Here is a 21,020-nt window from a genome sequence, read left to right as displayed (position 1 = left end):
CGGAAAGATAGGATGACGGGGTAAAAGAGCCGTTTACGGGGCAAAAAAAGAGCGGCCCGGAAGCCGCCCTTTTCCTTCATTTCGCCGTGCCTGCGCCTCTATTGGTCGAGGAAGCTGCGCATCTTCCGGCTGCGGCTCGGATGCTTCAGCTTGCGCAGCGCCTTCGCCTCGATCTGGCGGATGCGCTCGCGCGTCACGCTGAACTGCTGGCCCACTTCCTCCAGCGTGTGATCCGTGTTCATGCCGATGCCGAAGCGCATGCGCAGCACGCGTTCCTCGCGCGGCGTCAGCGAAGCCAGGACCCGCGTCACCGTTTCCTTGAGGTTCGCCTGGATCGCCGCATCCACCGGGATGATCGCATTCTTGTCCTCGATGAAGTCGCCCAGATGCGAATCCTCCTCGTCGCCGATCGGCGTTTCCAGGGAGATCGGCTCCTTGGCGATCTTCATCACCTTGCGCACCTTCTCCAGCGGCATGGACAGGCGCTCGGCCATTTCCTCCGGAGTCGGCTCACGGCCCTGCTCGTGCAGGAACTGGCGGGACGTGCGCACCAGCTTGTTGATCGTCTCGATCATGTGGACCGGGATACGGATGGTCCGCGCCTGATCCGCGATCGAACGCGTGATCGCCTGCCTGATCCACCAGGTCGCATAGGTCGAGAACTTGTAACCGCGCCGATACTCGAACTTATCGACCGCCTTCATCAGGCCGATATTGCCTTCCTGAATAAGATCAAGGAATTGCAGGCCACGGTTCGTATATTTTTTAGCGATGGAGATGACGAGGCGCAGGTTCGCCTCCACCATTTCCTTCTTCGCGATTCGCGCCTCGCGCTCGCCCTTCTGCACCATGTTGACGATGCGGCGGAACTCGCCCAGCGACATGCCGGTCGCCTGCGCGATCTCGCTGACCTCGGTGCGGATGCGCTCGACGGCGCGTCCCTCGGCGGCGGCGAAAGCAGCCCATTTCTTGTCGATGCCGGACACGCGATCCATCCAGCCGTCGTCCAGTTCATGGTTCACATAGCGGTCGAGGAAGTCCTTGCGGCTCACCTTGTGACGCTCGGCCAGGCGCAGCATCTGCCCGCCCAGCGCGGTCAGGCGCCGGTTATAGGCATAAAGCTGATCGACCAGATATTCGATCTTCTGCTGGTGGAACTGGACGCTTTCGACCTCGGCGGTCAGCTTCTCGCGCAGTTCCTGATATTCATCCTCCGCCTTCTGGCTCAGCGCCTCGCCATTGGCCATCGCGGCCATGCGGGCTTCCTGCGCGCGGGAGAAGGTGCGGAAAATTTCGGTGATGGTCGCGAACTTCTCCAAAGCCATCGGCTTCAAAGTCTCTTCCATCTGGGCGAGGGAGAGGGTGTTGTCCTCCTCCTCATCCTCTTCCACCCGGCGGGCGCGGCGCTCGGTCAGATCATCCTCATCCTCGTCGGAATCGGCTGCCTCCTCCTCGGGCTCCTCCTCTTCCTTGAAGCTGGGGCCAGCGGTCTTCTCGCTGATTTCGCCGTCATCATCCTCGGCCCCTTCCTCCAGATTTTCAGGAGCCGGGTCCTTGGACAGCATCGCGTCGAGATCCAGAATCTCGCGCAGCTGCATCTCGCCATTGTTGAGCGCGGTCGACCATTCGATGATCGCGTTGAAGGTCGTCGGGCTTTCGCACAGGCCCAGGATCATCGTGTCGCGCCCGGCCTCGATCCGCTTGGCGATGGCGATTTCGCCCTCGCGGCTCAGCAGCTCGACCGCCCCCATCTCGCGCAGATACATGCGCACGGGGTCGTCGGTGCGATCGACCGTTTCCTTCTTCTTCTCGGTGACCAGCTTGGGGCCGCCATCGTCGTCGGAACCGTCATCGGCCGAATCATCGTCGCTGTCGTCACGGCTGTCCTCGCCGTCCTCGCCAGCTTCCTCATTCTCGACGATGTTCACGCCCATTTCGTTGAGCGCGGCCATGATGTCCTCGATCTGCTCGGAGGACATCTGGTCCTGCGGCAGGGCGTCGTTCAGCTCGTCATAGGTGATGTAGCCGCGCTTCTTCGCGCGCGCGATCAGCTTCTTGACCGACGCCTCGTTCAGATCAAGGAGCGGCGCATCGCCGGTATCCACATCCTCGCCCGCACCCTTGCCTGTCGCCTTGCTCGCCATTTATTCGCCTTAACTCCGCCGCCCCGGTGTCGGGACGATCAAATCACATAATATCTTCGGACTGCGCCAGTTCCGCCAAGCGCTGGTCGTGATCCATCTTCAACCGATGGATACGCTGCTGCTCGGCAAAGGTCTCCTCATTGAGGTCTTCCCTTGCTCGTCTGGTGGCTTCCGCCAGCGCCGTCTCTAACTCCGGTCCTTGCGCCATCACCCGGATAGCCTCCTCCAGATCGCGCGAAACGCGACTTGAATCGGTCTTCATCCTGTTGGGGGTGAATGTGAACGTGTCGGCCCGGAGCATTCCCTTCGCCATATTATACACTTCACCTTGGCCCAATATGGTAAGGAGGCCCTCTGTTTCAACTGTTTCTTGCGTGAAGGACGCGGCCACCATCGCGCGCAGCAGTCCGGCCAGCGCCGAATCGCCGATATGCAGCGCCGAAAGCATCTCCCGGTGCAGCGCGATCTGCTCTGGATGGCGCAGCAGGCTGGCCAGCACCGCGCGCAGCAGCCGCTGCTCCATGCCGCTCACCCCGATGGCCCGCGCCTCGCTGCCGACCGGGGGCAGGGGGGGCTTCCAATTGCCCCTCCGGTCCCGCTGCCAGCCCTGGCGAGCGCCGCCGCCCCGCTGGTGCCGGGGGGCGCCCCCCTGTTCAGGCCGCGCGAAGAACAGCGCATCATAACGCTGCCGGAAAATCTGCACATAATGCGCCCGCACATCGGGATGCGCGATGGCGCCAGTGATGGCGTTCAGCCGCTGCTTCAGCGCCGCCCGCTGCTCCGGCGTGTCGAGCGGCGCGGCATTCTGCTCATGCTTCCACAGCCGCTCGACCAGCGGTTCCGCCGCATCCAGCACCTGCTCCATCGCCGCCGGTCCCTCGGCCCGGATCAGGTCGTCGGGGTCCTGGCCCGCAGGCAGGGTCGCAAAGGCCAGGCTCATCCCCGGCCGCAACAACGGCAACGCCCGCGACGCCGCCCGGATCGCCGCCTTCTGCCCCGCCGCATCGCCATCGAAGCAGAGCACCGGCACATCCACCATCTTCCACAGCCGCTCGATCTGATGCTCGGTCAGCGCCGTGCCCAGCGGCGCGACCGCTTCGCCGAAACCGGCCTGGGCGAGCGCGATCACATCCATATAGCCCTCGACCACGATCACCCGCCCGCTCTGGCGGCTGGCGGGGGAGGCGCGATCGATATTGTAGAGCGTCCGCCCCTTGTCGAACAGCGGCGTATCCGGCGAATTCAGATATTTGGGCTCACCCTGGCCCAGGATGCGCCCGCCAAAAGCGATCACCCGCCCGCGAATATCCCGGATCGGCAGCATCAGCCGTCCCCGGAAACGGTCATAGCTCTCCCGCTCGCCATCAGGATCGATCAGCAACCCTGCCTCGATCAGCATCGCCTCGCCAAATTCGCTGAGTGCGCCTTTCAGCTTGCCCTTGGAATCCGCCGAAAACCCAAAGCCGAAAGCCCGCTGCGTGGCCTCGCCAATCCCGCGCCGTTTCAGATACTCCCGCGCCTCGGCCCCTTCGATCCCGCCCAGCTGCTCCTCGAACAAGGCCTGCGCCGCTGCCATGACGTCATGCAGCCCCTTCGCCTTCTCCGCGCGCTTGGCCATGCGCGGGTCGGGCGCGGGCACATCCATCCCCGCCGCCGCCGCCAATTCCTTCACCGCCTCCATGAAGGGCAGGCCGCGCTGATCCGTCATCCACCGGATCGCATCCCCATGCGCCCCGCACCCGAAGCAATGGTAGAAGCCCTTCTCGTCATTGATGGTGAAGCTGGGCGTCTTCTCGTTATGAAAGGGGCAGCAGGCCTTATACTCCCGCCCCGCCTTCTGCACCTTCACCGTCCGCCCGATCAGCGTGGACAGCGACGTACGCATGCGCAGTTCGTCGAGGAATGCGGGGGAGAGACTCATGTCCCGTCACCATAAAAGCTCCCCTCCCGCTTGCGGGAGGGGTCGGGGGAGGGCATGTCAGCAATGACTCGCTCGATCTCTCCCACAACCCCTTCAAGATTGCCGAGTACATCATTATTCCAAAAACGGATCACCCGATAGCCTTGGGCTTCCAGATACCGGGACCTTCCCGCATCGACGGAAGGCTGATGCTGTCCGCCATCAACCTCAATCACCAAGTGGATCGATCGCGCCACAAAATCACAGATAAATGGCCCGATCGGAACCTGCCGATTAAACCGAACGCCAGCCACTTTGCGCGCACTGATCGCTTGCCAAAGAACGCGCTCCGCATCGGTCGCATTATTGCGCAGCGCGCGCGCACGCAGGGTAGGGCGGGCATAGCCTTTATCCATCGGCGTCGAACATGCCCTCCCCCGACCCCTCCCGCAAGGCGGGAGGGGAACTATGTCGCAGCCTCAGGAAAGCGCCGCCTTAACCAGCCCACTAGCCTTGCTCATATCAATCACAGCCCCATGCCGCTCCTTCAGCACGGCCATGACCTTCCCCATATCCTTGACGCTGCTCGCGCCCACCTCAGCCTTGATCCCCTCGATCGCGGCCCGCGTCTCATCCTCGCTCATTTGCTGCGGCAGGAAGCTCTCGATGACTTCCATCTCCGCCTGCTCCTTGGCGGCCAGCTCATCACGCCCACCGTTCCTGAACATCTCGATCGATTCGCGCCGCTGCTTCACCATCTTCTGAAGCACCTCGACCACGACCGTGTCGTCGTCCGGCACATTGGAAGCCGTCCGCAACTCGATGTCCCGGTCCTTCAGCTTGGCGAGGATCAGCCGCACGGCGGCCAGGCGTTCCTTGTCCCCCGCCTTCATGGCTTCGACCTGGGCGCTTTTTACCTTCTCGCGAATCATGGCGACACGAATCCTGTGCTACGGGAAAAGACCAGATATAATGCCAAAAGAGATTTTTTAACAGCGGTTGACCGCAGGGCTTCACAGGCATAGGTGACCGGCCGTTTAACCCGCTGAAGACGGGTTCCCGCAAAAACATGAAGGACGCTACGACCATGGCTGATGCCAAGACCCTCACCGTGCCCAAAGGAGCGACAGGGGTATTGGTTTTTGCCGATGGCAGCGCGGTGTTCGGCCGCGGTTTCGGCGCGGTCGGCGACGCGGTTGGCGAACTCTGCTTCAACACCGCGATGACCGGCTATCAGGAAGTGATGACCGACCCGAGCTATGCCGGGCAGATCGTCACCTTCACCTTCCCCCACATCGGCAATGTCGGCACCAACCTTGACGACGTGGAGGCGGACAATCCCTTCGCCCTGGGCTGCGTCGTCCGGCAGGATGTGACCGAGCCAAGCAACTTCCGCAACGTCGAACCTTTCGATCAGTGGATGAAGGAAAACGGCCGCATCGGCCTGTCCGGCGTGGATACCCGCGCGCTTACCCGCATGATCCGCTTGAAGGGCGCGCCCAATGTCGTGATCGCCCACGATCCTGAGGGCCGTTTCGATATCGCCGCGCTCGCGGACAAGGCTGCGAACTGGCCTGGCCTTGAAGGCATGGACCTCGCCATCGAAGTCACGGGCAAGGAAAGCCGCCTCTGGAAAGACGGCGTCTGGAAGCTTGGCGATGGCTATGGCCTCGATGAAACTGAAACCCCGTTCGTTTCGAGCGAAGTCGAGAAACCACGCCCCCATGTCGTCGCGATTGACTATGGCGCGAAGAACAACATCTTCCGCAACCTCGTAAAGGCCGGCGCGCGCGTCACCGTACTTCCGGCAACCGCGACCTATGATCAGGTGATGGAGCAGAAGCCGGACGGCCTTTTCCTCTCCAACGGCCCCGGCGACCCCGCGGCGACGGGCGAATATGCCGTGCCCGTTATCAAGCAGGCGCTGGACGCGGACCTGCCCGTCTTTGGCATCTGCCTCGGCCACCAGATGCTCGCCCTCGCGGCAGGTGCCAAGACGGTGAAGATGCACCAGGGCCATCGCGGCGCCAATCACCCGGTCAAGCGGCTTGAGGATGGCCTTGTCGAGATCACCTCGATGAACCACGGCTTCGCAGTCGATAGCGACACCTTGCCCGCCAACGTGAAGCCGACCCATGTGTCGCTCTTTGACGGTAGCAACTGCGGGATAGAACTTACTGATAAGAAAGCATTCTCCGTTCAGTACCACCCCGAAGCCTCGCCCGGCCCGCAGGATAGCTTCTACCTTTTCAAGCGCTTCGTCGACAGCCTCTCGAAGTGACTTTCAAAAATCCGTTCAGCCTTCGAGTTCATTCTTTAGTTAGAGAGCAATAATGCCCAAACGCACCGACATCTCCTCCATCCTCATCATCGGCGCCGGCCCGATCATCATCGGCCAGGCGTGCGAGTTCGACTATTCGGGCACCCAGGCGGTGAAGGCGCTCAAGGAAGAGGGCTATCGCATCATCCTGGTGAATTCCAACCCGGCCACCATCATGACCGACCCGGAATTCGCCGACGCCACCTATGTCGAACCGATCACGCCCGAAATCGTGGCGAAGATCATCGAGAAGGAACGCCCCGACGCGGTGCTGCCGACCATGGGCGGCCAGACGGCGCTCAACACCGCGCTCGCCCTGTTCAATGACGGCACGCTGGAGAAGTTCGGCGTCAAGATGATCGGCGCCGACGCCGAAGCCATCGACAAGGCTGAGGATCGCCTGAAGTTCCGCGATGCGATGGACAAGATTGGTCTTGAGTCCGCTCGCTCGCGCATCGCCCACACGATGGAAGAAGCGCTGGAGGCTCTGGAATTCACCGGCTTGCCCTCCATCATCCGCCCCAGTTTCACGCTCGGCGGCACCGGCGGCGGCGTCGCCTATAACAAGGAAGAGTTCAAGCGGATCGTCGCCGAAGGGCTCGACGCTTCCCCCACGACCGAAGTGCTGATCGAGGAATCGCTGCTCGGCTGGAAAGAATATGAGATGGAGGTCGTGCGCGATCGCAACGACAACGCCATCATCATCTGCTCGATCGAAAATGTCGATCCGATGGGCGTCCACACCGGCGACTCCATCACCGTCGCGCCCGCGCTGACGCTGACCGACAAGGAATATCAGATCATGCGCAACGCGAGCATCGCGGTGCTGCGAGAAATCGGCGTCGAAACGGGCGGCTCCAATGTCCAGTTCGCGGTCAATCCGAAGGACGGCCGCCTGATCGTGATCGAGATGAACCCGCGCGTCAGCCGCTCCTCGGCGCTGGCGTCGAAGGCGACCGGCTTCCCGATCGCCAAGGTCGCGGCGAAACTCGCCGTCGGCTACACGCTGGACGAGATAGAGAACGACATCACCGGCGCGACTCCGGCCAGCTTCGAACCGACCATCGACTATGTCGTGACGAAGATCCCCCGTTTCGCCTTTGAAAAGTTCAAGGGCTCCGAACCGTTGCTCGGCACCGCCATGAAATCGGTGGGCGAGGTGATGGCGATCGGCCGCAACATCCATGAATCCATGCAGAAGGCGCTGCGTGGCCTAGAAACGGGCCTGTGCGGCTTCAACAACGTCACCCATCTGGAAGGCGCGTCGCGGGATGATATCGTTGCGGCGCTGTCCCAGCCGACGCCCGACCGGCTGCTCGTCGCCGCACAGGCACTGCGCGAAGGGCTGACCGTCTCGGAAATCCATAACATCGCCAAGTTCGACCCCTGGTTCCTGGAGCGGATCAAGGAGATTGTGGACGCCGAAGCGGAGGTGCTGGAAAACGGCCTGCCGCAGGATGCCGATGGCATGCGGCGGCTCAAGTCCATGGGCTTTTCGGATCAGCGCCTTGCCTGGCTGGCGCTCAAGTCCGCCAACCTGCGCGGCATGGAACGGGGCATCGCGCGCGGTTCCGGCCTGATCCACGAAGCGGTCAAGGCAATGACCGGCGGCGTCACCGAAGCCGAAGTGCGCGCGCTGCGCCACAAGCTGGGCGTACGCCCCGTCTTCAAGCGCATCGATACTTGCGCGGCCGAGTTCGAGGCGAAGACGCCCTATATGTATTCGACCTATGAAGCCCCGCTCTTTGGCGAGGCGGAGAATGAGGCGCAGCCCAGCGACCGGAAAAAGGTCGTCATCCTGGGCGGCGGACCCAACCGCATCGGGCAGGGAATCGAGTTCGACTATTGCTGCGTCCACGCCTGCTTCGCGCTCAGCGAGGCGGGCTATGAGACCATCATGGTCAACTGCAACCCGGAGACCGTGTCCACCGACTATGACACGTCCGACCGCCTTTATTTCGAGCCGCTGACCGCAGAGGACGTGCTGGAAATCCTGAGCGTCGAAATGTCGAACGGCACGCTCGCGGGCGTCATCGTCCAGTTCGGCGGCCAGACGCCGCTCAAGCTGGCACAGGCGCTGGAGGATGCGGGCATCCCGATCCTCGGCACTTCGCCCGACGCCATCGACCTTGCCGAAGACCGCGAACGGTTCGCCGCGCTGATAGACAAGCTCAAGCTCAAGCAGCCCGCCAACGGCATCGCCCGCAGCCGGGAGGAGGCGATCGCCGTCGCCAACCGGATCGGCTATCCCGTCCTCATGCGCCCATCCTACGTCCTGGGCGGCCGCGCCATGGAGATCGTCGATGGTCAGGCCCAACTGGAGGAATATATCGCCACCGCCGTTCAGGTGTCGGGCGACTCCCCCGTCCTGATCGACCAATATTTGCGCGACGCGACCGAGGTGGACGTGGACGCGCTCTGCGATGGCGACGATGTGGTGGTGGCTGGCGTGCTCCAGCATATTGAAGAAGCGGGCGTTCACTCCGGCGACTCCGCCTGCTCGCTGCCGCCCTACAGCCTGTCGGACGAGGTGATCGCGGAAATTGAGCGTCAGGCCGATGTCCTTGCCCGTGCGCTCTCCGTGCGCGGCCTCATGAACATCCAGTTCGCGGTCAAGGATGGAACGGTCTACCTCATCGAGGTCAATCCGCGCGCCAGCCGCACTGTGCCCTTTGTCGCCAAGGCGATCGGCACGCCGATCGCCAAGATCGCCAGCCGGGTCATGGCGGGCGAGAAGCTGAAAGACCTGCCGAAGATCGACCGCAACGCGATCAGCCATATCGCGGTCAAGGAAGCCGTCTTCCCCTTCGCGCGCTTCCCCGGCGTCGACCCGGTCCTCTCGCCAGAAATGAAAAGCACCGGCGAAGTTATGGGCATCGACAGCGATTTCGCGACCGCCTTCGCCAAGTCGCAGCTCGGCGGCGGCACCATGCTGCCGACCAGCGGCACGGTGTTCGTGTCGGTCAAGGATAGCGACAAGCCCGTCATCCTGCCCGCGGTGCAGAAAATGGCGGCGCTCGGCTTCACCATCATCGCGACCGGCGGCACGGCTCGCTATCTGGAAGAACAGGGCATCGAAGTGCAGCCTGTGAACAAAGTGGCTGAAGGCCGGCCGCATATCGTGGACAAGATCACCGATGGCGACGTCGACCTGATCTTCAACACGACGGAAGGGTGGCAGTCGCTCAAGGACAGCAAGGCGATCCGCACGAGCGCACTGCGCGCCAAGGTGGCGAGCTTCACCACGGCGGCCGCCAGCCTTGCTGCGGCGGACGCGATCGAGGCGCTGCGCGGCCATGCCCTTGAAGTGCGTTCCCTACAGTCCTATTATCCAAAGCCGCAAGCCTGACCCCCTGCATCAGGAACCATGCTGCGGGCGGCCTCGACGAAGGGGCCGCCAAAGGGAAGTTTTGACAAAGGATCTTCGATAATGGCGACCGTCGAAAAGATGCCGATGCTGCAGGCGGGCTATGACAAGCTGACTGCGCAGCTCCGCGAACTCAAGGCCGAACGGCCCTTGATCGTGGACGCCATCGAAGAAGCGCGCGCTCATGGCGACCTGTCGGAAAATGCCGAATATCATGCCGCGAAGGAACGGCAGGGTCAGGTCGAAGCGACCATAGCCGATCTGGAAGACAAGCTGTCGCGCGCGCAGATCATCGATCCGGCCACCCTGTCGGGTGACAAGGTGATCTTCGGCGCGACCGTCACCTTGCTCGATGAGGATGACAAGCCGGTGAAATATCAGATTGTGGGTCAGGCCGAAGCGGACGCGAAGCTGGGCATGATCAGCTACAACAGTCCGCTCGGACGGGCGTTGATCGGGCGTCAGGTCGGCGAAGAGGTCGAAGTCTCCGTTCCATCGGGTGACAAATTCTACCTGGTCGACAAGATCGAATTCATCTGAGCGAAGTGAAACTGCCCGCAGGCCGCATGACCAGTTCGATCGCGGCGATCACCTTCGCCGCGTTCGTTATCCTGTTGCTGACCGGGCAGATCGACAATGCTGCCCTGCTCGGCGGCTTCATCCCCGCGCGCATAGCCGATCCCGGCCTGTTCGATGGCGTGCTGGCGGTGCCCGGATGGCTGACGCCGCTCAGTTGTACGCTGATCCATGCGGGCTGGCTGCATCTGGGCTTCAACCTGCTGATGCTGGTTTTTTGCGGGCGGCAGGTGGAACAGGTGCTTCATAAGGGCGCCTTCCTGGTCCTGTACGTGGCTGGCGCCTATGCCGCCTGCGCATTGCAATGGGCCATTCAGCCTGCCTCCGCCAACCCGATGGTGGGGGCGAGCGGCGCGATTTCCGCCGTCATTGCCACTTATGCGCTGCTCTACAGCCAGCAGCCCATTCGCCGGATGGGGCCCTTTTCCGCCAATGTCCTGCGAGTGCTATGGCTTGCGGCGGGGTGGATCGTCATTCAATTGATGATCGGCGTGGCGACCGCAGGCGGTATGGGCGACCTGGGGCAGATCGCCGTTGCCGCGCATATCGGCGGCTTCCTCGCTGGCCTGCTGCTGACCCGGCCGCTGCTATGGTGGCGATTTCGAAAAGGGCCGCGTTCGCTGGTATGACGGCCACGGCCCCAAGGGCTTATGCGCCTTGTGGAAGATCGGGCTCCAGCAGCCGGTGCAGATGGACGATCACATAGCGCATCTCGGCATCATCGACGGTCCGCTGCGCTGCTCCCCGCCATGCATTTTCCGCAGACGCATAGTCGGGAAAGACGCCCACTATGTCGATCGAACCAAGATCTTCAAACTCAAGGGTTTGAGGGTCCTTGACGCGCCCGCCCATGACCAGGTGGAGTTTGCTCATATGTTTCGTAATCTCCCTTGGAAGCTGCGGGCAACCTAGCAGCCGGGCCGCCCGCATCCAAGAGGAGGATTGAAGCGATCAGCGTTTCGGCAGGCGCGCTTTCAGCGCTTCGCTCGCCGCGTCGATCTTGCTGCTGACCAGAGCGACAAGATCGTCGGCCATTCGCGATGCCGTGCCGGTGATGTCAGCCGACGCCGCGGTTTCGCGCGCTGATGCTGCGGCATGGTTTGCGCTTTCGCGGGCCTGGTGCAGCGCGTCGCTGGCGCTGGCCTTGACATTCTCCGCTCGCTCCGCAGCAGCGGCACGCGCCGCGATCGCGGCTTCCACCACCTTGCTGCCCGCCGTTGTCGCAAGAGCGGGCAAGGCCTTCAACGCAGCGCGGCTCTTGGGGAACATCCACGCGATCACCGCGCCAGCGGCGACCGCTCCGGCCACTGCGGCGATGGGATGCTCCTGCACGATTTCATTGGCGCGCGTCGCGATCCGCTGGGTGCGGTCCTTGGCCTCGCTATAGGCGTCTCCGGCGCGTTCGCGGCCGCTGTGGATCAGGTCGCTGGCATTGTCGCGCGCCTTTTCAGTCGTGTCGCGCAACTTGCCCGTCGCCGTTCCTGCAATGTCGTTCGCGGCATCGCGAACGCGAGTGATCTGGGCGCGGATATCAGCCATCATCTTTCTCCGATTGATCCGGTGTGCGATTGGAAAGGCGAACGTATGTCCGCCGGAAAAGTGCCGCCAGAGGACGGCGGAACAGGTACAGGACGAACGCCCCGGCGCCCGCGGCGGTGGCGACCGGATGCTCATTGGCCTTCGCCATTGCCTGCGCGCTCGCATTGTGCAGGCTTTCGCCCGCCTTCTGCTTTACGTCCTGCTTGATCCGGGCAGGCGAAACGCGCGCCTTCGCCTCCGCTGCGCTGGACAGGAAGGCGGCCTTCTTCCGCTCCGCTTCGACTGTCGCCAGCCGGTATCTCTCCTCTGCCGTCATGACCGCAGCGCCTTTCTCATGCGCGTGATCCGCGACTTGGCTATCAGCAGCAGCGCCAGCGCAATGATCAGCGATCCGCCGAAGACCGCAGCCGTCGCCCAGCCGGGCCCGATATGCGGAGCGAGTGTCATGATCAGCCCCACCAGCAGGGCGATCAGCGCCGAAAGGACCAGCAGGAACCCGGCCATGCCGAAGATCGCCGCATCCCTGACGCCTGATCCAGCGATGCCTGCCCGCAGCTTCTGCCGCTCGATTTCCGCATCGGCATAGGCGCGCCCATCGGAATAAAGACGTGCGAACGCCGCGCGGACGGTGTCGTTTTCTGCTTCCGTATCCGGTTCCGGCACTATGCTAGAATCTTCAGTCAAACGCCCCTCCGCCCCGGCCGGGGTCTGTTTTGGTCGGCATGGATTACCGGTTTAGGCCTTGTCCTCGTCCGACCCCTTCGCAAGGCGCATGAGGACGAAGCCGACCACCGCCGCCGCGCCGATTGCCACCGCAGGACTTTTGCGCACGAAATCGCGCGCTTCGGCCATCAATTGGTCGACATCCTTGCTGTCCAGCTTGTCGGCGGCGCCCGCCACCGTCTCGGCCGCCTGCCGCGCATAATCGCCATATTGCGGCCCCAGCTTGGCATCGACGGTCCCGGCCGTGTCGGAAATCAGCTTGGCGAGGCTCTGCATCGCCGAACCCGTCTTGTCCTTCGCCACGCCCGCAGCGGATATCGCGGTCTTCGCCGCCTGATCCTTCAGCGGATCGATATGCGCCTTCCAATCGACCGCGTTCAGCTTGTCGGCAGCCGCGCGCGCGGCCTTTTCGGCCTGTGCCTTGATGGGAGCGATCTGGGAGGAAAGGCCCTGCGAGACCGAGGGGTCGCTTGATGCCTTCGCCGTGGCAGCAGTCTTCACCGGCGCCGCTGGCTTCGGCGTCACGCTCGTGCCGCTTGCTGGCTTGGGGTTAGCAGCTTTCCTGGCGCGCTTTGCGGGCGGGGTTTCCGGTGTGTCGGCCATCGTCCTATGTCTCCTCAAATTTGGTGGGGTCGCGATGCGGGCGAGTGGATACCCGTCCAAATGCTTCGCGGCGTGCCACAGTTCCGTTGCCGTTACTATTTTGAGCATCGGCATTTTTCGAGTCCTTGCAAGCCCTTCGGATTGCCATCGGGCAAGGTGCTGGCTAAGCGGTGCCGCATGCAGGCCTAACACGCTATTCCAGGGAGCGACCATGACCGCCATTCTTGATATCCGCGCTCGTCAGATCCTCGACAGTCGCGGTAACCCCACTGTCGAAGTCGATGTCATGCTGGAAGATGGCAGCTTCGGCCGCGCGGCCGTACCCTCCGGCGCGTCAACCGGCGCCTATGAGGCGGTGGAAAAGCGCGACGGCGATGCCAGCAAATATCTGGGCAAGGGCGTGCTTGCCGCCGTGGCGGCCGTGAATGACGAAATCGCCGGACAACTGATCGGCCTCGACGCCGAGGATCAGGCCGAAGTCGACGCCGCGATGATCTCGCTCGACGGGACGGAGAATAAGGGCCGGCTTGGCGCGAACGCCATTCTGGGCGTCAGCCTGGCCACGGCAAAGGCTGCGGCCGATGCGCGTGGTCTGCCTCTCTACCGCTATGTTGGCGGCGTGTCGGCTCATGTCCTGCCGGTGCCGATGATGAACATCATCAACGGCGGCGAGCATGCCGACAACCCCATCGACTTCCAAGAATTCATGATCATGCCGGTCGGCGCGGAAAGCCTGGCCGATGCGGTCCGCGTGGGTGCGGAAATCTTCCACACACTCAAGAAAGGTCTGCATGACAAGGGGCTGGCGACCGCCGTCGGCGACGAAGGCGGATTTGCGCCGAACCTGTCTTCGACCACTGATGCGCTGGATTTCATCCTCGCCTCGATCGAGAAGGCGGGATACAAGCCCGGCGATGACGTCATGCTGGCGCTCGACTGCGCCTCGACCGAGTTCTTCAAGAACGGCAAATATGAGATGGTAGGCGAGGGCAAAAGCCTGACTTCCGCCGAAATGGCCGATTATCTGGCCGATCTCGTCGCTCGCTATCCGATCAAGTCGATCGAAGACGGCATGGCCGAAGATGATTTCGACGGCTGGAAGATTCTGACTGACAAGATCGGCGGCAAGTGCCAGCTGGTGGGCGACGACCTGTTCGTCACCAACCCCAAGCGGCTGGAAATGGGCATCGGCAAGGGGCTTGCCAATTCCCTGCTGGTGAAGGTGAACCAGATCGGTTCATTGACCGAAACGCTGGCGGCGGTCAATATGGCGCACCGCGCGCGCTACACTGCTGTCATGTCGCACCGCTCGGGCGAAACCGAGGATGCGACGATCGCAGACCTCGCTGTTGCAACCAACTGCGGCCAGATCAAGACCGGCTCGCTCGCGCGTTCGGACCGGCTCGCCAAATATAATCAGCTGATCCGTATCGAAGAGGAGTTGGGGGACGTCGCCGTTTATGCTGGCCGTTCCATCTTCCGCTAAGTTCTTGCGACGAACCGGCCGCAGGTGAACAAGATTTCACTTGCGGCTGACCTCCGGCTGTGATTCAACTTGTCCATGGCGCATATCGCTAAACTTCGCATGTTGTTGTTTTCGGCTGTTGGGCCCGCGATTGCGATGCTTCTTCTGCTGTTCTTCGCTGGTTATGTCGTGCTCGGTTCCAACGGGGTGCTGGCATGGGGTGATTACACGCGGCAGTTGCACCATGCCAAGGCGGAGTTGAAGCAGGTCGAGGCGCACAGGAATGAACTGCGCAATCGTGTCGACCTGCTCAATCCGCGCAGGGTTGACCCAGACCTCAGTGATGAGTTGATCAGGCGCCAGTTGGGCGTCATCCATCATGACGAAGTCGTCGTTCCACTGAACTGACCTGAGGGGCGGCGGACGCCTTTTTCCGGCTCCTTAACGTTGCAATCGGCGGACTTCTGCCGCTATACGGGCGTTCCTTCCATCCCTGTCCACGCAAAAGGATAAGAACCTTGGCGAAACCAACGACGCCGCGTCCTTCGCGCGCCAAAGCAAAGGCCCCCAGCCCTGCAAGCGCCGACCATAACCGGCCTCGCCCTGAAGCGCCCACTGATTACAAGGCGTCCAAGGAAGAGTTGATGGAATTTTACCGGCAGATGGTTCTCATTCGCCGGTTTGAGGAAAAGGCGGGCCAGCTTTATGGGCTGGGGCTGATTGGCGGATTTTGCCACCTTTATATTGGGCAGGAAGCCGTCGCCGTTGGCATCCAGTCGGCGCTTGAGCCTGGCAAGGACAGCGTGATTACCGGCTATCGCGATCACGGCCACATGCTTGCTTACGGCATCGATCCCAAGCTGATCATGGCGGAATTGACCGGGCGTGAAGCCGGTATTTCGAGGGGCAAGGGCGGTTCGATGCATATGTTCAGCGTCGAACATAAATTTTTCGGCGGTCACGGCATCGTCGGCGCCCAGGTGTCGTTGGGGACGGGGCTTGGCTTTGCGCACAAATACAGGGGCGATGGCGGCGTGTGCGTCGCCTATTTCGGCGATGGCGCGGCGAACCAGGGCCAGGTGTATGAGAGCTTCAACATGGCTGAGCTTTGGAAGCTGCCGATCATCTTCGTGATCGAGAATAACCAATATGCCATGGGAACCAGCGTCAACCGCTCGTCGGCCGAGGACCAGCTCTACCGGCGCGGCGAAAGCTTCCGTATTCCGGGCTTGCAGGTCGACGGCATGGACGTTCTGGCCGTGCGCGGCGCGACCGAAGAGGCGCTGAAATGGGTGCAGGACGGTAATGGCCCCATCCTGCTGGAAATGAAGACCTATCGCTATCGCGGCCACTCCATGTCCGACCCGGCCAAATACCGCTCGCGCGAAGAAGTGCAGGCGATGCGCGAAAAGTCGGACCCCATCGAAGGCGCCAAAAAATATCTGGCCGAGATGGGCGTCAGCGAGGACGAGTTGAAGAAGATCGACCAGGATATCCGCAAGATCGTGAGCGACGCTGCGGACTTCGCTGAAACATCCCCCGAGCCGGAGCTGTCCGAACTTTATACCGACGTGCTGGTGGAGCAGTATTAATGGGTATCGAAATCAAGATGCCGGCGCTTTCGCCGACCATGGAGGAAGGCACGCTCGCCAAATGGCTGGTGAAGGAAGGCGATGAAGTGCGGTCCGGCGACATATTGGCCGAGATCGAAACGGACAAGGCCACGATGGAGTTCGAGGCTGTCGATGAAGGCAAGATCGGAGCAATCGTTGTGCCCGAAGGCACCGAAGGCGTGAAGGTCGGGACCGTCATCGCTACCATGGCCGGAGAAGGCGGTGAGACAGCGGCGGCAGCCCCCAAGGCCGAAGAGAGCGCACCTCCTGCCAAGCCCGAAGCTGCGCCGGAAGCGCCCAAGAAGGCTGAAAGCGGCACGTCCAAACTGGGCTCTGAAACAAAGGCCAGCATCGCCGACCCGGACCTGCCCGAAGGCACGGAGATGGTGAAGACCACCGTTCGCGAAGCCCTTCGCGATGCCATGGCGGAAGAAATGCGCCGCGACGAGCGCGTCTTCGTGATGGGCGAGGAGGTCGCCGAGTATCAGGGCGCCTATAAGGTCACGCAGGGACTGCTGGAAGAATTCGGGGCAAAGCGCGTCATCGACACGCCGATCACCGAACATGGCTTTGCGGGCGTCGGCGCTGGTGCTGCGATGGGCGGGCTGCGTCCGGTCATCGAGTTCATGACGTTCAACTTCGCCATGCAGGCGATTGATCACATCATCAATTCGGCGGCCAAGACCAACTATATGTCAGGCGGCCAGATGCGCTGCCCGATCGTGTTCCGTGGCCCAAACGGCGCCGCCAGCCGCGTAGCCGCTCAGCACAGCCAGAATTACGGACCCTGGTATGCGGCGGTGCCCGGCCTGATCGTCATCGCACCCTATGACGCGGCGGACGCGAAGGGACTGCTCAAGGCGGCGATCCGGTCCGAGGACCCGGTCGTGTTCCTGGAAAATGAGCTTGTCTACGGCCGCAGCTTCGATGTTCCTAAGGTCGATGACTATGTGCTGCCGATCGGCAAGGCCCGCATCGTCCGCGAAGGCAAGGATGTGACGCTGGTTAGCTACTCGATCGGCGTCGGCGTCGCGCTCGACGCCGCCGAAACGCTCGCGGGGGAGGGCATCGATGCCGAAGTCATCGACCTGCGCACCCTGCGCCCGCTCGATACCGCCACGGTGCTGCAAAGCCTGAAAAAGACCAACCGGCTTGTGGTTGTCGAGGAAGGCTGGCCCGTCTGCTCCATCTCGTCGGAAATCGCGGCGGTGGTCATGGAGCAAGGCTTCGACGATCTCGACGCCCCGGTCCTGCGCGTGACCAACGAAGATGTCCCGCTCCCATATGCGGCCAATCTGGAAAAGGCCGCCCTGATCGATGCAGATCGGGTCGTCACTGCTGCGAAGAAGGTGTGCTATCGCAGTTGATCAAGAGGAAAGTGGGAAGGCGGTCTCCGTTCTTCCCTCTTTTTCCCATCAGCTACAGGTAGAGGGCGTCACATTTTCTGTGTTATAAACTTGCGTGATGTCACGGCTATCGCGAACATTGAAGGCCGACATTTCGGTGATGTCGTGCAAAGGTAGCCAGATCAGCGGCAGGAGACGTTGGTAGCGATAGCGAATTTCAACGACCATCACCGCTGTACCCGGGGCGGCCTTCAATTCCCCTCCCGTCGGTCCGACGCCTGCAAAACTGGTTCCCGTGGCGCCTGTTCCTTCAGGGCCATAGACTGACGAGTAAGAAACTCCACCGAAACAACGCTGCCATTTGATCGTCTGGCCGCCTTGTTCGTTTTGTTGCAGGCTGGACAGGATAATCCGTCCGTTAGTGCCCATTTTAAGGCTGGACGCTTGCAGATCAGCGCCGATGAAGACGTCGTTGATCTCCGCTTCGCTGACCGGCTTGTTGTTGATCGCGGTCTGTGACCCCATTCGCGACGCGTTGTCAGCAACCATTACTGACAGTTCGCCGATCTGCTTTACCGTCAGCGCATAGTTAGTTAGTTCAAGTCCTGATGTGGCGAGCACCAGAAGAAACGGTAGTGTGATGGCGAATTCGACAAGTGCGAGGCCGCTTTCGGATTGAGCAAGCGATTCAAGCGGCAGTGCGCGCGGGCGCTTCCCCCATGACGATTGCCCAAGGAATGATCGTTTATTCATAGTGATCCTCAGGTGCAATGGCCCACCAGCGCTTCTGCCTGCTTATCGAAGGGTTGATTCCGCAACAATGTGCTTGCTCGCATCGTAACTTCCTGACTCCAGCCGAGTAGCGACGACATGGGAAACAACCGGTTGTAATGCAGAGTGACCGTGTAAATGGTTACGTCTCGTGCGCCGCCTTGACCGGATGTTCCGGAATCCAGATCTCGCACATTGTTTCGGTTCGCGTCGTCGAAGCTTTCGTTATTGTCGCACACATTATTGTTGTTGCTGTCGATGAATGCTTCTGCTTTCGCCTGGGCACGGCCGTAGGACTTATAAGCCATGCGGTCGAATTCCAGCGTTCCGCCGCTGACCAGACGCTTTACCGCTGTTTCGACTGCCAGATCCAATGCGGCGCGATTGGTGTCAGTGGCCGTTTCCAGCGTTGAAGCACGGCCAGCTCTGAGCACCTCGCCCGTCAGAATGGATCGCGCATAGAGATAGTAGCCAGTGTCGAACAGGAACATGAGGAAGAGGATGAGAACGGGCGCGACAAACGCAAACTCAACGATTGTCGCGCCGCGAGAGTCTCGCGTCAGCTTCCCTGCACATCCTACCAGGCCGATCTCGCTCATCGCGTGACCCGAAGCTGAGCGATCTGCGAGGCGATTTGTGAGAAGGTCTCCGTTAGCTGCGAAGCATTGTTGGCCTGATAGGCACGGCCGGGCGAAGCGCAGTTCGACAGCAGGCTCGTCAACTCCGTGCCAAAGGCGATGACCCAGACCGTGATATTCTTATTATTCTTAGCGATGTTGCAAAGCTCCGTAAGCCGGGCTTCGGTAATGGCATTTTGCTCTGCGTTGGTCGGAATCGATCCTTTGGGCGTACGCCGCCGCGCTACGGCAGACTGACCCCAGGCGTCGTAAGCCCCGATGCGGGTGTCGGTTTGCCCATCCGTCATGAAGATGAGGTTGCGGGCGTAACGGCCCGATGCTTCAGCCGCAGCATGCTCGGCCGCGAACAAACCTTCTCGTGACATAAGGCGCAGGCCCCAAAGCATGCCAATATCGTGATAGGTAAATCCCGCTGGCTTTAAAGCGGCCAGATAGGTTGCAAGTGTGCTAGAATCTATTTCCGCAAGCTTGCGCGCGTAAGTCGGACAGGCCCCATATTGTGTCAAGTCGGAAGACGGCGTGACATAGTTGGTGGTCGCATTGATGTTGACGTCGCGCGTTTTTGTCTCAGCGGATTCGCTGTAAACCCATCCGGTCGTACCTGCCAAGTTTCCACTTTTCCGGCCATAGACGACCCCAGGGAGGAAAGGCTTCCACTGTGTGTCCCGATTGCTTTTGTCAGGTATTAGATCGACATCCATATCATATCTGGATTCATCCGGGCCTTCGTCCGAACGACGGGTTTTTCGCTCTTCTATGCAGGCGTTACTTTGTTTCCAACTCACCACGCGACGCGTATGGTTATTCCCGACCCAAGTTTCCAGATCTCCACCGCTAACTGTAGCATTCCCGTCGCCTGTACCCTTGAGGTCCGCCATTGAGTAATCCACACGCTGGTAAATCCAGTGATAAGCCGTACCGTCCGCATTCTGATCCCCAGCGTTCGGATTTTCCTTGATCGTCTGAGTTTGTTCTTCAACCAAGTTGTTATAATTAGTCGGAGTTATCCAGCAAATTCCGTTGTTCAGACCTGCTGAATAAGTGGTCCCGTTGCGAGTGCGGGTGCGCGTACGGGAGCGAGGTAGACTTGTCGCAGAAGGCGACCAGCCTGACCAGTCCGAATAGTCATCTGACAAGCTGTTGGCCGGAGCGGTGCATTGCTCCGAAGAACCTTGATATTTCGTGCCGGTGCTTGTTGATCCGCTAATCGTAACTGTGGTTGTTGTAGTGATGGTTGCACCTTGGGTGCTCCCCGGAATTATCGATGTCCCGTCACTAACTCGCGAATCGTAGGTGGCAACATCCTGTATCCAGTCCCGCTTCAGCAACATGCCTACATTAACCGTAGAAGAATAGGGCACAAAGCCGTACCGGATGTGGCTGCCCGCAGGCTTGACGCTTTGCAAAGTGTTGTAGAAATCAGTAACGGCTGCACGTAGCACAGCGATGCGGCTCTGGCTGTCGCCCGGATTGATGTCGTTCATCGACAGAGTGGTGTCCAGGACGAACATGACGTCCGTATTGGGCAGTTGAAGGTCTGCGGTGCATTCGACCGTAACCGTTTTGGCAGGCATTCCGAACAGCGACATTAGCGACATCGGAACAACCGCACTCGCAACGCCGGTTACCGCACCGGTGTTGGAAGCGTTATAGTCGACTGTCGAGGAGTTGGTGCCATATCTGTGCGCGGGGAAGTTGATGTTGAAGAACTTCTCGGCTGTTTCCTTGCTGTTGCCGGTGCCCGTTGTCGTCCAGGTGATCCCCGACATGGAGCGCCGCCCGGCGAGCGCGCCAGCGTCGCAGGCCTGCTGTAGCCGAGTCTTCGTAAGGTAGATGCGGCTCATCTCGACACCGCCGCCTACGAGAGCCGCCAAGGGGAAAATGGCAGCCGCCACCATAGCGAGCGTATTGCCCGCCTGATTGTGATATAGCCGCATTAAAATGAACAGCGTGCGCTTGATCCTGTCGCTCATTTTTGCTTACACCCGTACTCGTCCCGACCCCCATGCAGGCAG

The 21,020-nt window shown here is 61.2% G+C and carries 20 protein-coding genes; 8 read left to right on the top strand and 12 right to left on the bottom strand.

Annotated elements, in window-relative coordinates; translation table 11 throughout:
* Positions 1–98: 98 nt before the first annotated feature.
* The 4 genes from rpoD to ET21_RS0116325 all read right to left on the bottom strand — a co-directional run bounded on the left by rpoD (position 99) and on the right by ET21_RS0116325 (position 4,976).
* A complete protein-coding gene (gene rpoD / locus ET21_RS0116340; RefSeq protein ID WP_021239381.1) occupies positions 99–2,144 on the bottom strand; it encodes an RNA polymerase sigma factor RpoD in 2,046 nt (681 codons plus the stop codon).
* A gap of 43 nt (positions 2,145–2,187) precedes the next feature.
* Positions 2,188–4,065: a DNA primase gene (gene dnaG / locus ET21_RS0116335; RefSeq protein ID WP_030540522.1), complete on the bottom strand. Its 1,878-nt coding sequence runs from the start codon at positions 4,063–4,065 to the stop codon at positions 2,188–2,190.
* Positions 4,062–4,460: an endonuclease domain-containing protein gene (locus ET21_RS0116330; protein WP_030540521.1), complete on the bottom strand. Its 399-nt coding sequence runs from the start codon at positions 4,458–4,460 to the stop codon at positions 4,062–4,064. Before ET21_RS0116330 ends, dnaG begins: the two co-directional genes overlap by 4 nt.
* Before the next feature lie 63 nt (positions 4,461–4,523).
* A complete protein-coding gene (locus tag ET21_RS0116325) occupies positions 4,524–4,976 on the bottom strand; it encodes a GatB/YqeY domain-containing protein (RefSeq protein WP_030540520.1) in 453 nt (150 codons plus the stop codon).
* Between the two features lie 155 nt (positions 4,977–5,131).
* Here ET21_RS0116325 and carA point away from each other — a divergent pair, with 155 nt between their 5' ends.
* The 4 genes from carA (at position 5,132) to ET21_RS0116305 (ending at position 10,936) form a co-directional block, all read left to right on the top strand.
* Entirely contained in the window at positions 5,132–6,325 is a 1,194-nt protein-coding gene (carA, locus tag ET21_RS0116320; RefSeq protein ID WP_030540519.1) for a glutamine-hydrolyzing carbamoyl-phosphate synthase small subunit, read from the top strand.
* 52 nt (positions 6,326–6,377) lie between these two features.
* Positions 6,378–9,713: a carbamoyl-phosphate synthase large subunit gene (carB, locus tag ET21_RS0116315; protein ID WP_021239386.1), complete on the top strand. Its 3,336-nt coding sequence runs from the start codon at positions 6,378–6,380 to the stop codon at positions 9,711–9,713.
* A gap of 81 nt (positions 9,714–9,794) precedes the next feature.
* Entirely contained in the window at positions 9,795–10,271 is a 477-nt protein-coding gene (gene greA / locus ET21_RS0116310) for a transcription elongation factor GreA (RefSeq protein WP_021239387.1), read from the top strand.
* A gap of 26 nt (positions 10,272–10,297) precedes the next feature.
* Positions 10,298–10,936: a rhomboid family intramembrane serine protease gene (locus tag ET21_RS0116305; RefSeq protein WP_030540518.1), complete on the top strand. Its 639-nt coding sequence runs from the start codon at positions 10,298–10,300 to the stop codon at positions 10,934–10,936.
* Between the two features lie 19 nt (positions 10,937–10,955).
* On the opposite strand, the gene ET21_RS0116300 is transcribed toward ET21_RS0116305, so the two are convergent.
* The 5 genes from ET21_RS0116300 to ET21_RS0116280 form a co-directional block, all read right to left on the bottom strand.
* Positions 10,956–11,180: a DUF4170 domain-containing protein gene (locus tag ET21_RS0116300; RefSeq protein ID WP_021239389.1), complete on the bottom strand. Its 225-nt coding sequence runs from the start codon at positions 11,178–11,180 to the stop codon at positions 10,956–10,958.
* A gap of 78 nt (positions 11,181–11,258) precedes the next feature.
* Complete coding sequence (locus ET21_RS0116295) at positions 11,259–11,846, bottom strand: DUF883 family protein (RefSeq protein ID WP_030540517.1); 588 nt, start codon at positions 11,844–11,846, stop codon at positions 11,259–11,261.
* Positions 11,839–12,162, bottom strand: coding sequence for a hypothetical protein (locus tag ET21_RS0116290; RefSeq protein WP_030540516.1), 324 nt, complete (start codon positions 12,160–12,162; stop codon positions 11,839–11,841). Before ET21_RS0116290 ends, ET21_RS0116295 begins: the two co-directional genes overlap by 8 nt.
* Positions 12,159–12,530: a phage holin family protein gene (locus ET21_RS0116285; RefSeq protein WP_030540515.1), complete on the bottom strand. Its 372-nt coding sequence runs from the start codon at positions 12,528–12,530 to the stop codon at positions 12,159–12,161. Before ET21_RS0116285 ends, ET21_RS0116290 begins: the two co-directional genes overlap by 4 nt.
* 51 nt (positions 12,531–12,581) lie before the next feature.
* On the bottom strand, positions 12,582–13,172 hold the full coding sequence (locus tag ET21_RS0116280) for a hypothetical protein (protein WP_030540514.1): 591 nt from the start codon (positions 13,170–13,172) through the stop codon (positions 12,582–12,584).
* 211 nt (positions 13,173–13,383) lie between these two features.
* Between ET21_RS0116280 and eno the strand changes: the two genes are divergently transcribed.
* The 4 genes from eno to ET21_RS0116260 all read left to right on the top strand — a co-directional run bounded on the left by eno (position 13,384) and on the right by ET21_RS0116260 (position 17,617).
* Entirely contained in the window at positions 13,384–14,658 is a 1,275-nt protein-coding gene (gene eno, locus ET21_RS0116275) for a phosphopyruvate hydratase (RefSeq protein ID WP_030540513.1), read from the top strand.
* A 75-nt stretch (positions 14,659–14,733) separates the two neighbouring features.
* Positions 14,734–15,045, top strand: a complete 312-nt coding sequence (locus ET21_RS0116270; RefSeq protein ID WP_030540512.1) for a septum formation initiator family protein — start codon at positions 14,734–14,736, stop codon at positions 15,043–15,045.
* 110 nt (positions 15,046–15,155) lie between these two features.
* Positions 15,156–16,229 carry a pyruvate dehydrogenase (acetyl-transferring) E1 component subunit alpha gene (gene pdhA / locus ET21_RS0116265; RefSeq protein WP_030540511.1) on the top strand — a complete coding sequence of 358 codons (1,074 nt, stop codon included), beginning with the start codon at positions 15,156–15,158 and terminating at the stop codon, positions 16,227–16,229.
* The gene (locus tag ET21_RS0116260) at positions 16,229–17,617 is read left to right on the top strand and encodes a pyruvate dehydrogenase complex E1 component subunit beta (RefSeq protein ID WP_030540510.1); all 1,389 of its coding nucleotides are present in this window, start codon (positions 16,229–16,231) and stop codon (positions 17,615–17,617) included. Before pdhA ends, ET21_RS0116260 begins: the two co-directional genes overlap by 1 nt.
* A gap of 48 nt (positions 17,618–17,665) precedes the next feature.
* On the opposite strand, the gene ET21_RS0116255 is transcribed toward ET21_RS0116260, so the two are convergent.
* Genes ET21_RS0116255 through ET21_RS0116245 form a run of 3 tightly spaced genes read right to left on the bottom strand, consistent with a single transcriptional unit; the run spans position 17,666 to position 20,978 of the window.
* Positions 17,666–18,349: a TadE/TadG family type IV pilus assembly protein gene (locus ET21_RS0116255; RefSeq protein ID WP_051768199.1), complete on the bottom strand. Its 684-nt coding sequence runs from the start codon at positions 18,347–18,349 to the stop codon at positions 17,666–17,668.
* Positions 18,350–18,357: 8 nt separating this feature from the next.
* Complete coding sequence (locus ET21_RS0116250; RefSeq protein WP_051585415.1) at positions 18,358–18,966, bottom strand: TadE/TadG family type IV pilus assembly protein; 609 nt, start codon at positions 18,964–18,966, stop codon at positions 18,358–18,360.
* Complete coding sequence (locus ET21_RS0116245; protein ID WP_030540507.1) at positions 18,963–20,978, bottom strand: TadE/TadG family type IV pilus assembly protein; 2,016 nt, start codon at positions 20,976–20,978, stop codon at positions 18,963–18,965. Before ET21_RS0116245 ends, ET21_RS0116250 begins: the two co-directional genes overlap by 4 nt.
* Between the last annotated feature and the right edge of the window lie 42 nt (positions 20,979–21,020).

Origin of the sequence: Sphingobium sp. DC-2 (assembly GCF_000722555.1) — a bacterium.
Taxonomy (GTDB): Bacteria; Pseudomonadota; Alphaproteobacteria; order Sphingomonadales; family Sphingomonadaceae; genus Sphingobium; species Sphingobium quisquiliarum.
Note: the sequence above shows the minus strand (reverse complement) of the source record. Positions and strands in the feature narration are given on the sequence as shown.

Excerpts from the sequence above, each read along its gene's own strand:
- rpoD (WP_021239381.1), bottom strand. The coding sequence starts at position 2,144 with ATGGCGAGCAAGGCGACAGGCAAGGGTGCGGGCGAGGATGTGGATACC.
- dnaG (WP_030540522.1), bottom strand. The coding sequence starts at position 4,065 with ATGAGTCTCTCCCCCGCATTCCTCGACGAACTGCGCATGCGTACGTCG.
- ET21_RS0116330 (WP_030540521.1), bottom strand. The coding sequence starts at position 4,460 with ATGGATAAAGGCTATGCCCGCCCTACCCTGCGTGCGCGCGCGCTGCGC.
- ET21_RS0116325 (WP_030540520.1), bottom strand. The coding sequence starts at position 4,976 with ATGATTCGCGAGAAGGTAAAAAGCGCCCAGGTCGAAGCCATGAAGGCG.
- carA (WP_030540519.1), top strand. The coding sequence starts at position 5,132 with ATGGCTGATGCCAAGACCCTCACCGTGCCCAAAGGAGCGACAGGGGTA.
- carB (WP_021239386.1), top strand. The coding sequence starts at position 6,378 with ATGCCCAAACGCACCGACATCTCCTCCATCCTCATCATCGGCGCCGGC.
- greA (WP_021239387.1), top strand. The coding sequence starts at position 9,795 with ATGGCGACCGTCGAAAAGATGCCGATGCTGCAGGCGGGCTATGACAAG.
- ET21_RS0116305 (WP_030540518.1), top strand. The coding sequence starts at position 10,298 with ATGACCAGTTCGATCGCGGCGATCACCTTCGCCGCGTTCGTTATCCTG.
- ET21_RS0116300 (WP_021239389.1), bottom strand. The coding sequence starts at position 11,180 with ATGAGCAAACTCCACCTGGTCATGGGCGGGCGCGTCAAGGACCCTCAA.
- ET21_RS0116295 (WP_030540517.1), bottom strand. The coding sequence starts at position 11,846 with ATGGCTGATATCCGCGCCCAGATCACTCGCGTTCGCGATGCCGCGAAC.
- ET21_RS0116290 (WP_030540516.1), bottom strand. The coding sequence starts at position 12,162 with ATGACGGCAGAGGAGAGATACCGGCTGGCGACAGTCGAAGCGGAGCGG.
- ET21_RS0116280 (WP_030540514.1), bottom strand. The coding sequence starts at position 13,172 with ATGGCCGACACACCGGAAACCCCGCCCGCAAAGCGCGCCAGGAAAGCT.
- eno (WP_030540513.1), top strand. The coding sequence starts at position 13,384 with ATGACCGCCATTCTTGATATCCGCGCTCGTCAGATCCTCGACAGTCGC.
- ET21_RS0116270 (WP_030540512.1), top strand. The coding sequence starts at position 14,734 with ATGGCGCATATCGCTAAACTTCGCATGTTGTTGTTTTCGGCTGTTGGG.
- ET21_RS0116260 (WP_030540510.1), top strand. The coding sequence starts at position 16,229 with ATGGGTATCGAAATCAAGATGCCGGCGCTTTCGCCGACCATGGAGGAA.
- ET21_RS0116255 (WP_051768199.1), bottom strand. The coding sequence starts at position 18,349 with ATGAATAAACGATCATTCCTTGGGCAATCGTCATGGGGGAAGCGCCCG.
- ET21_RS0116250 (WP_051585415.1), bottom strand. The coding sequence starts at position 18,966 with ATGAGCGAGATCGGCCTGGTAGGATGTGCAGGGAAGCTGACGCGAGAC.
- ET21_RS0116245 (WP_030540507.1), bottom strand. The coding sequence starts at position 20,978 with ATGAGCGACAGGATCAAGCGCACGCTGTTCATTTTAATGCGGCTATAT.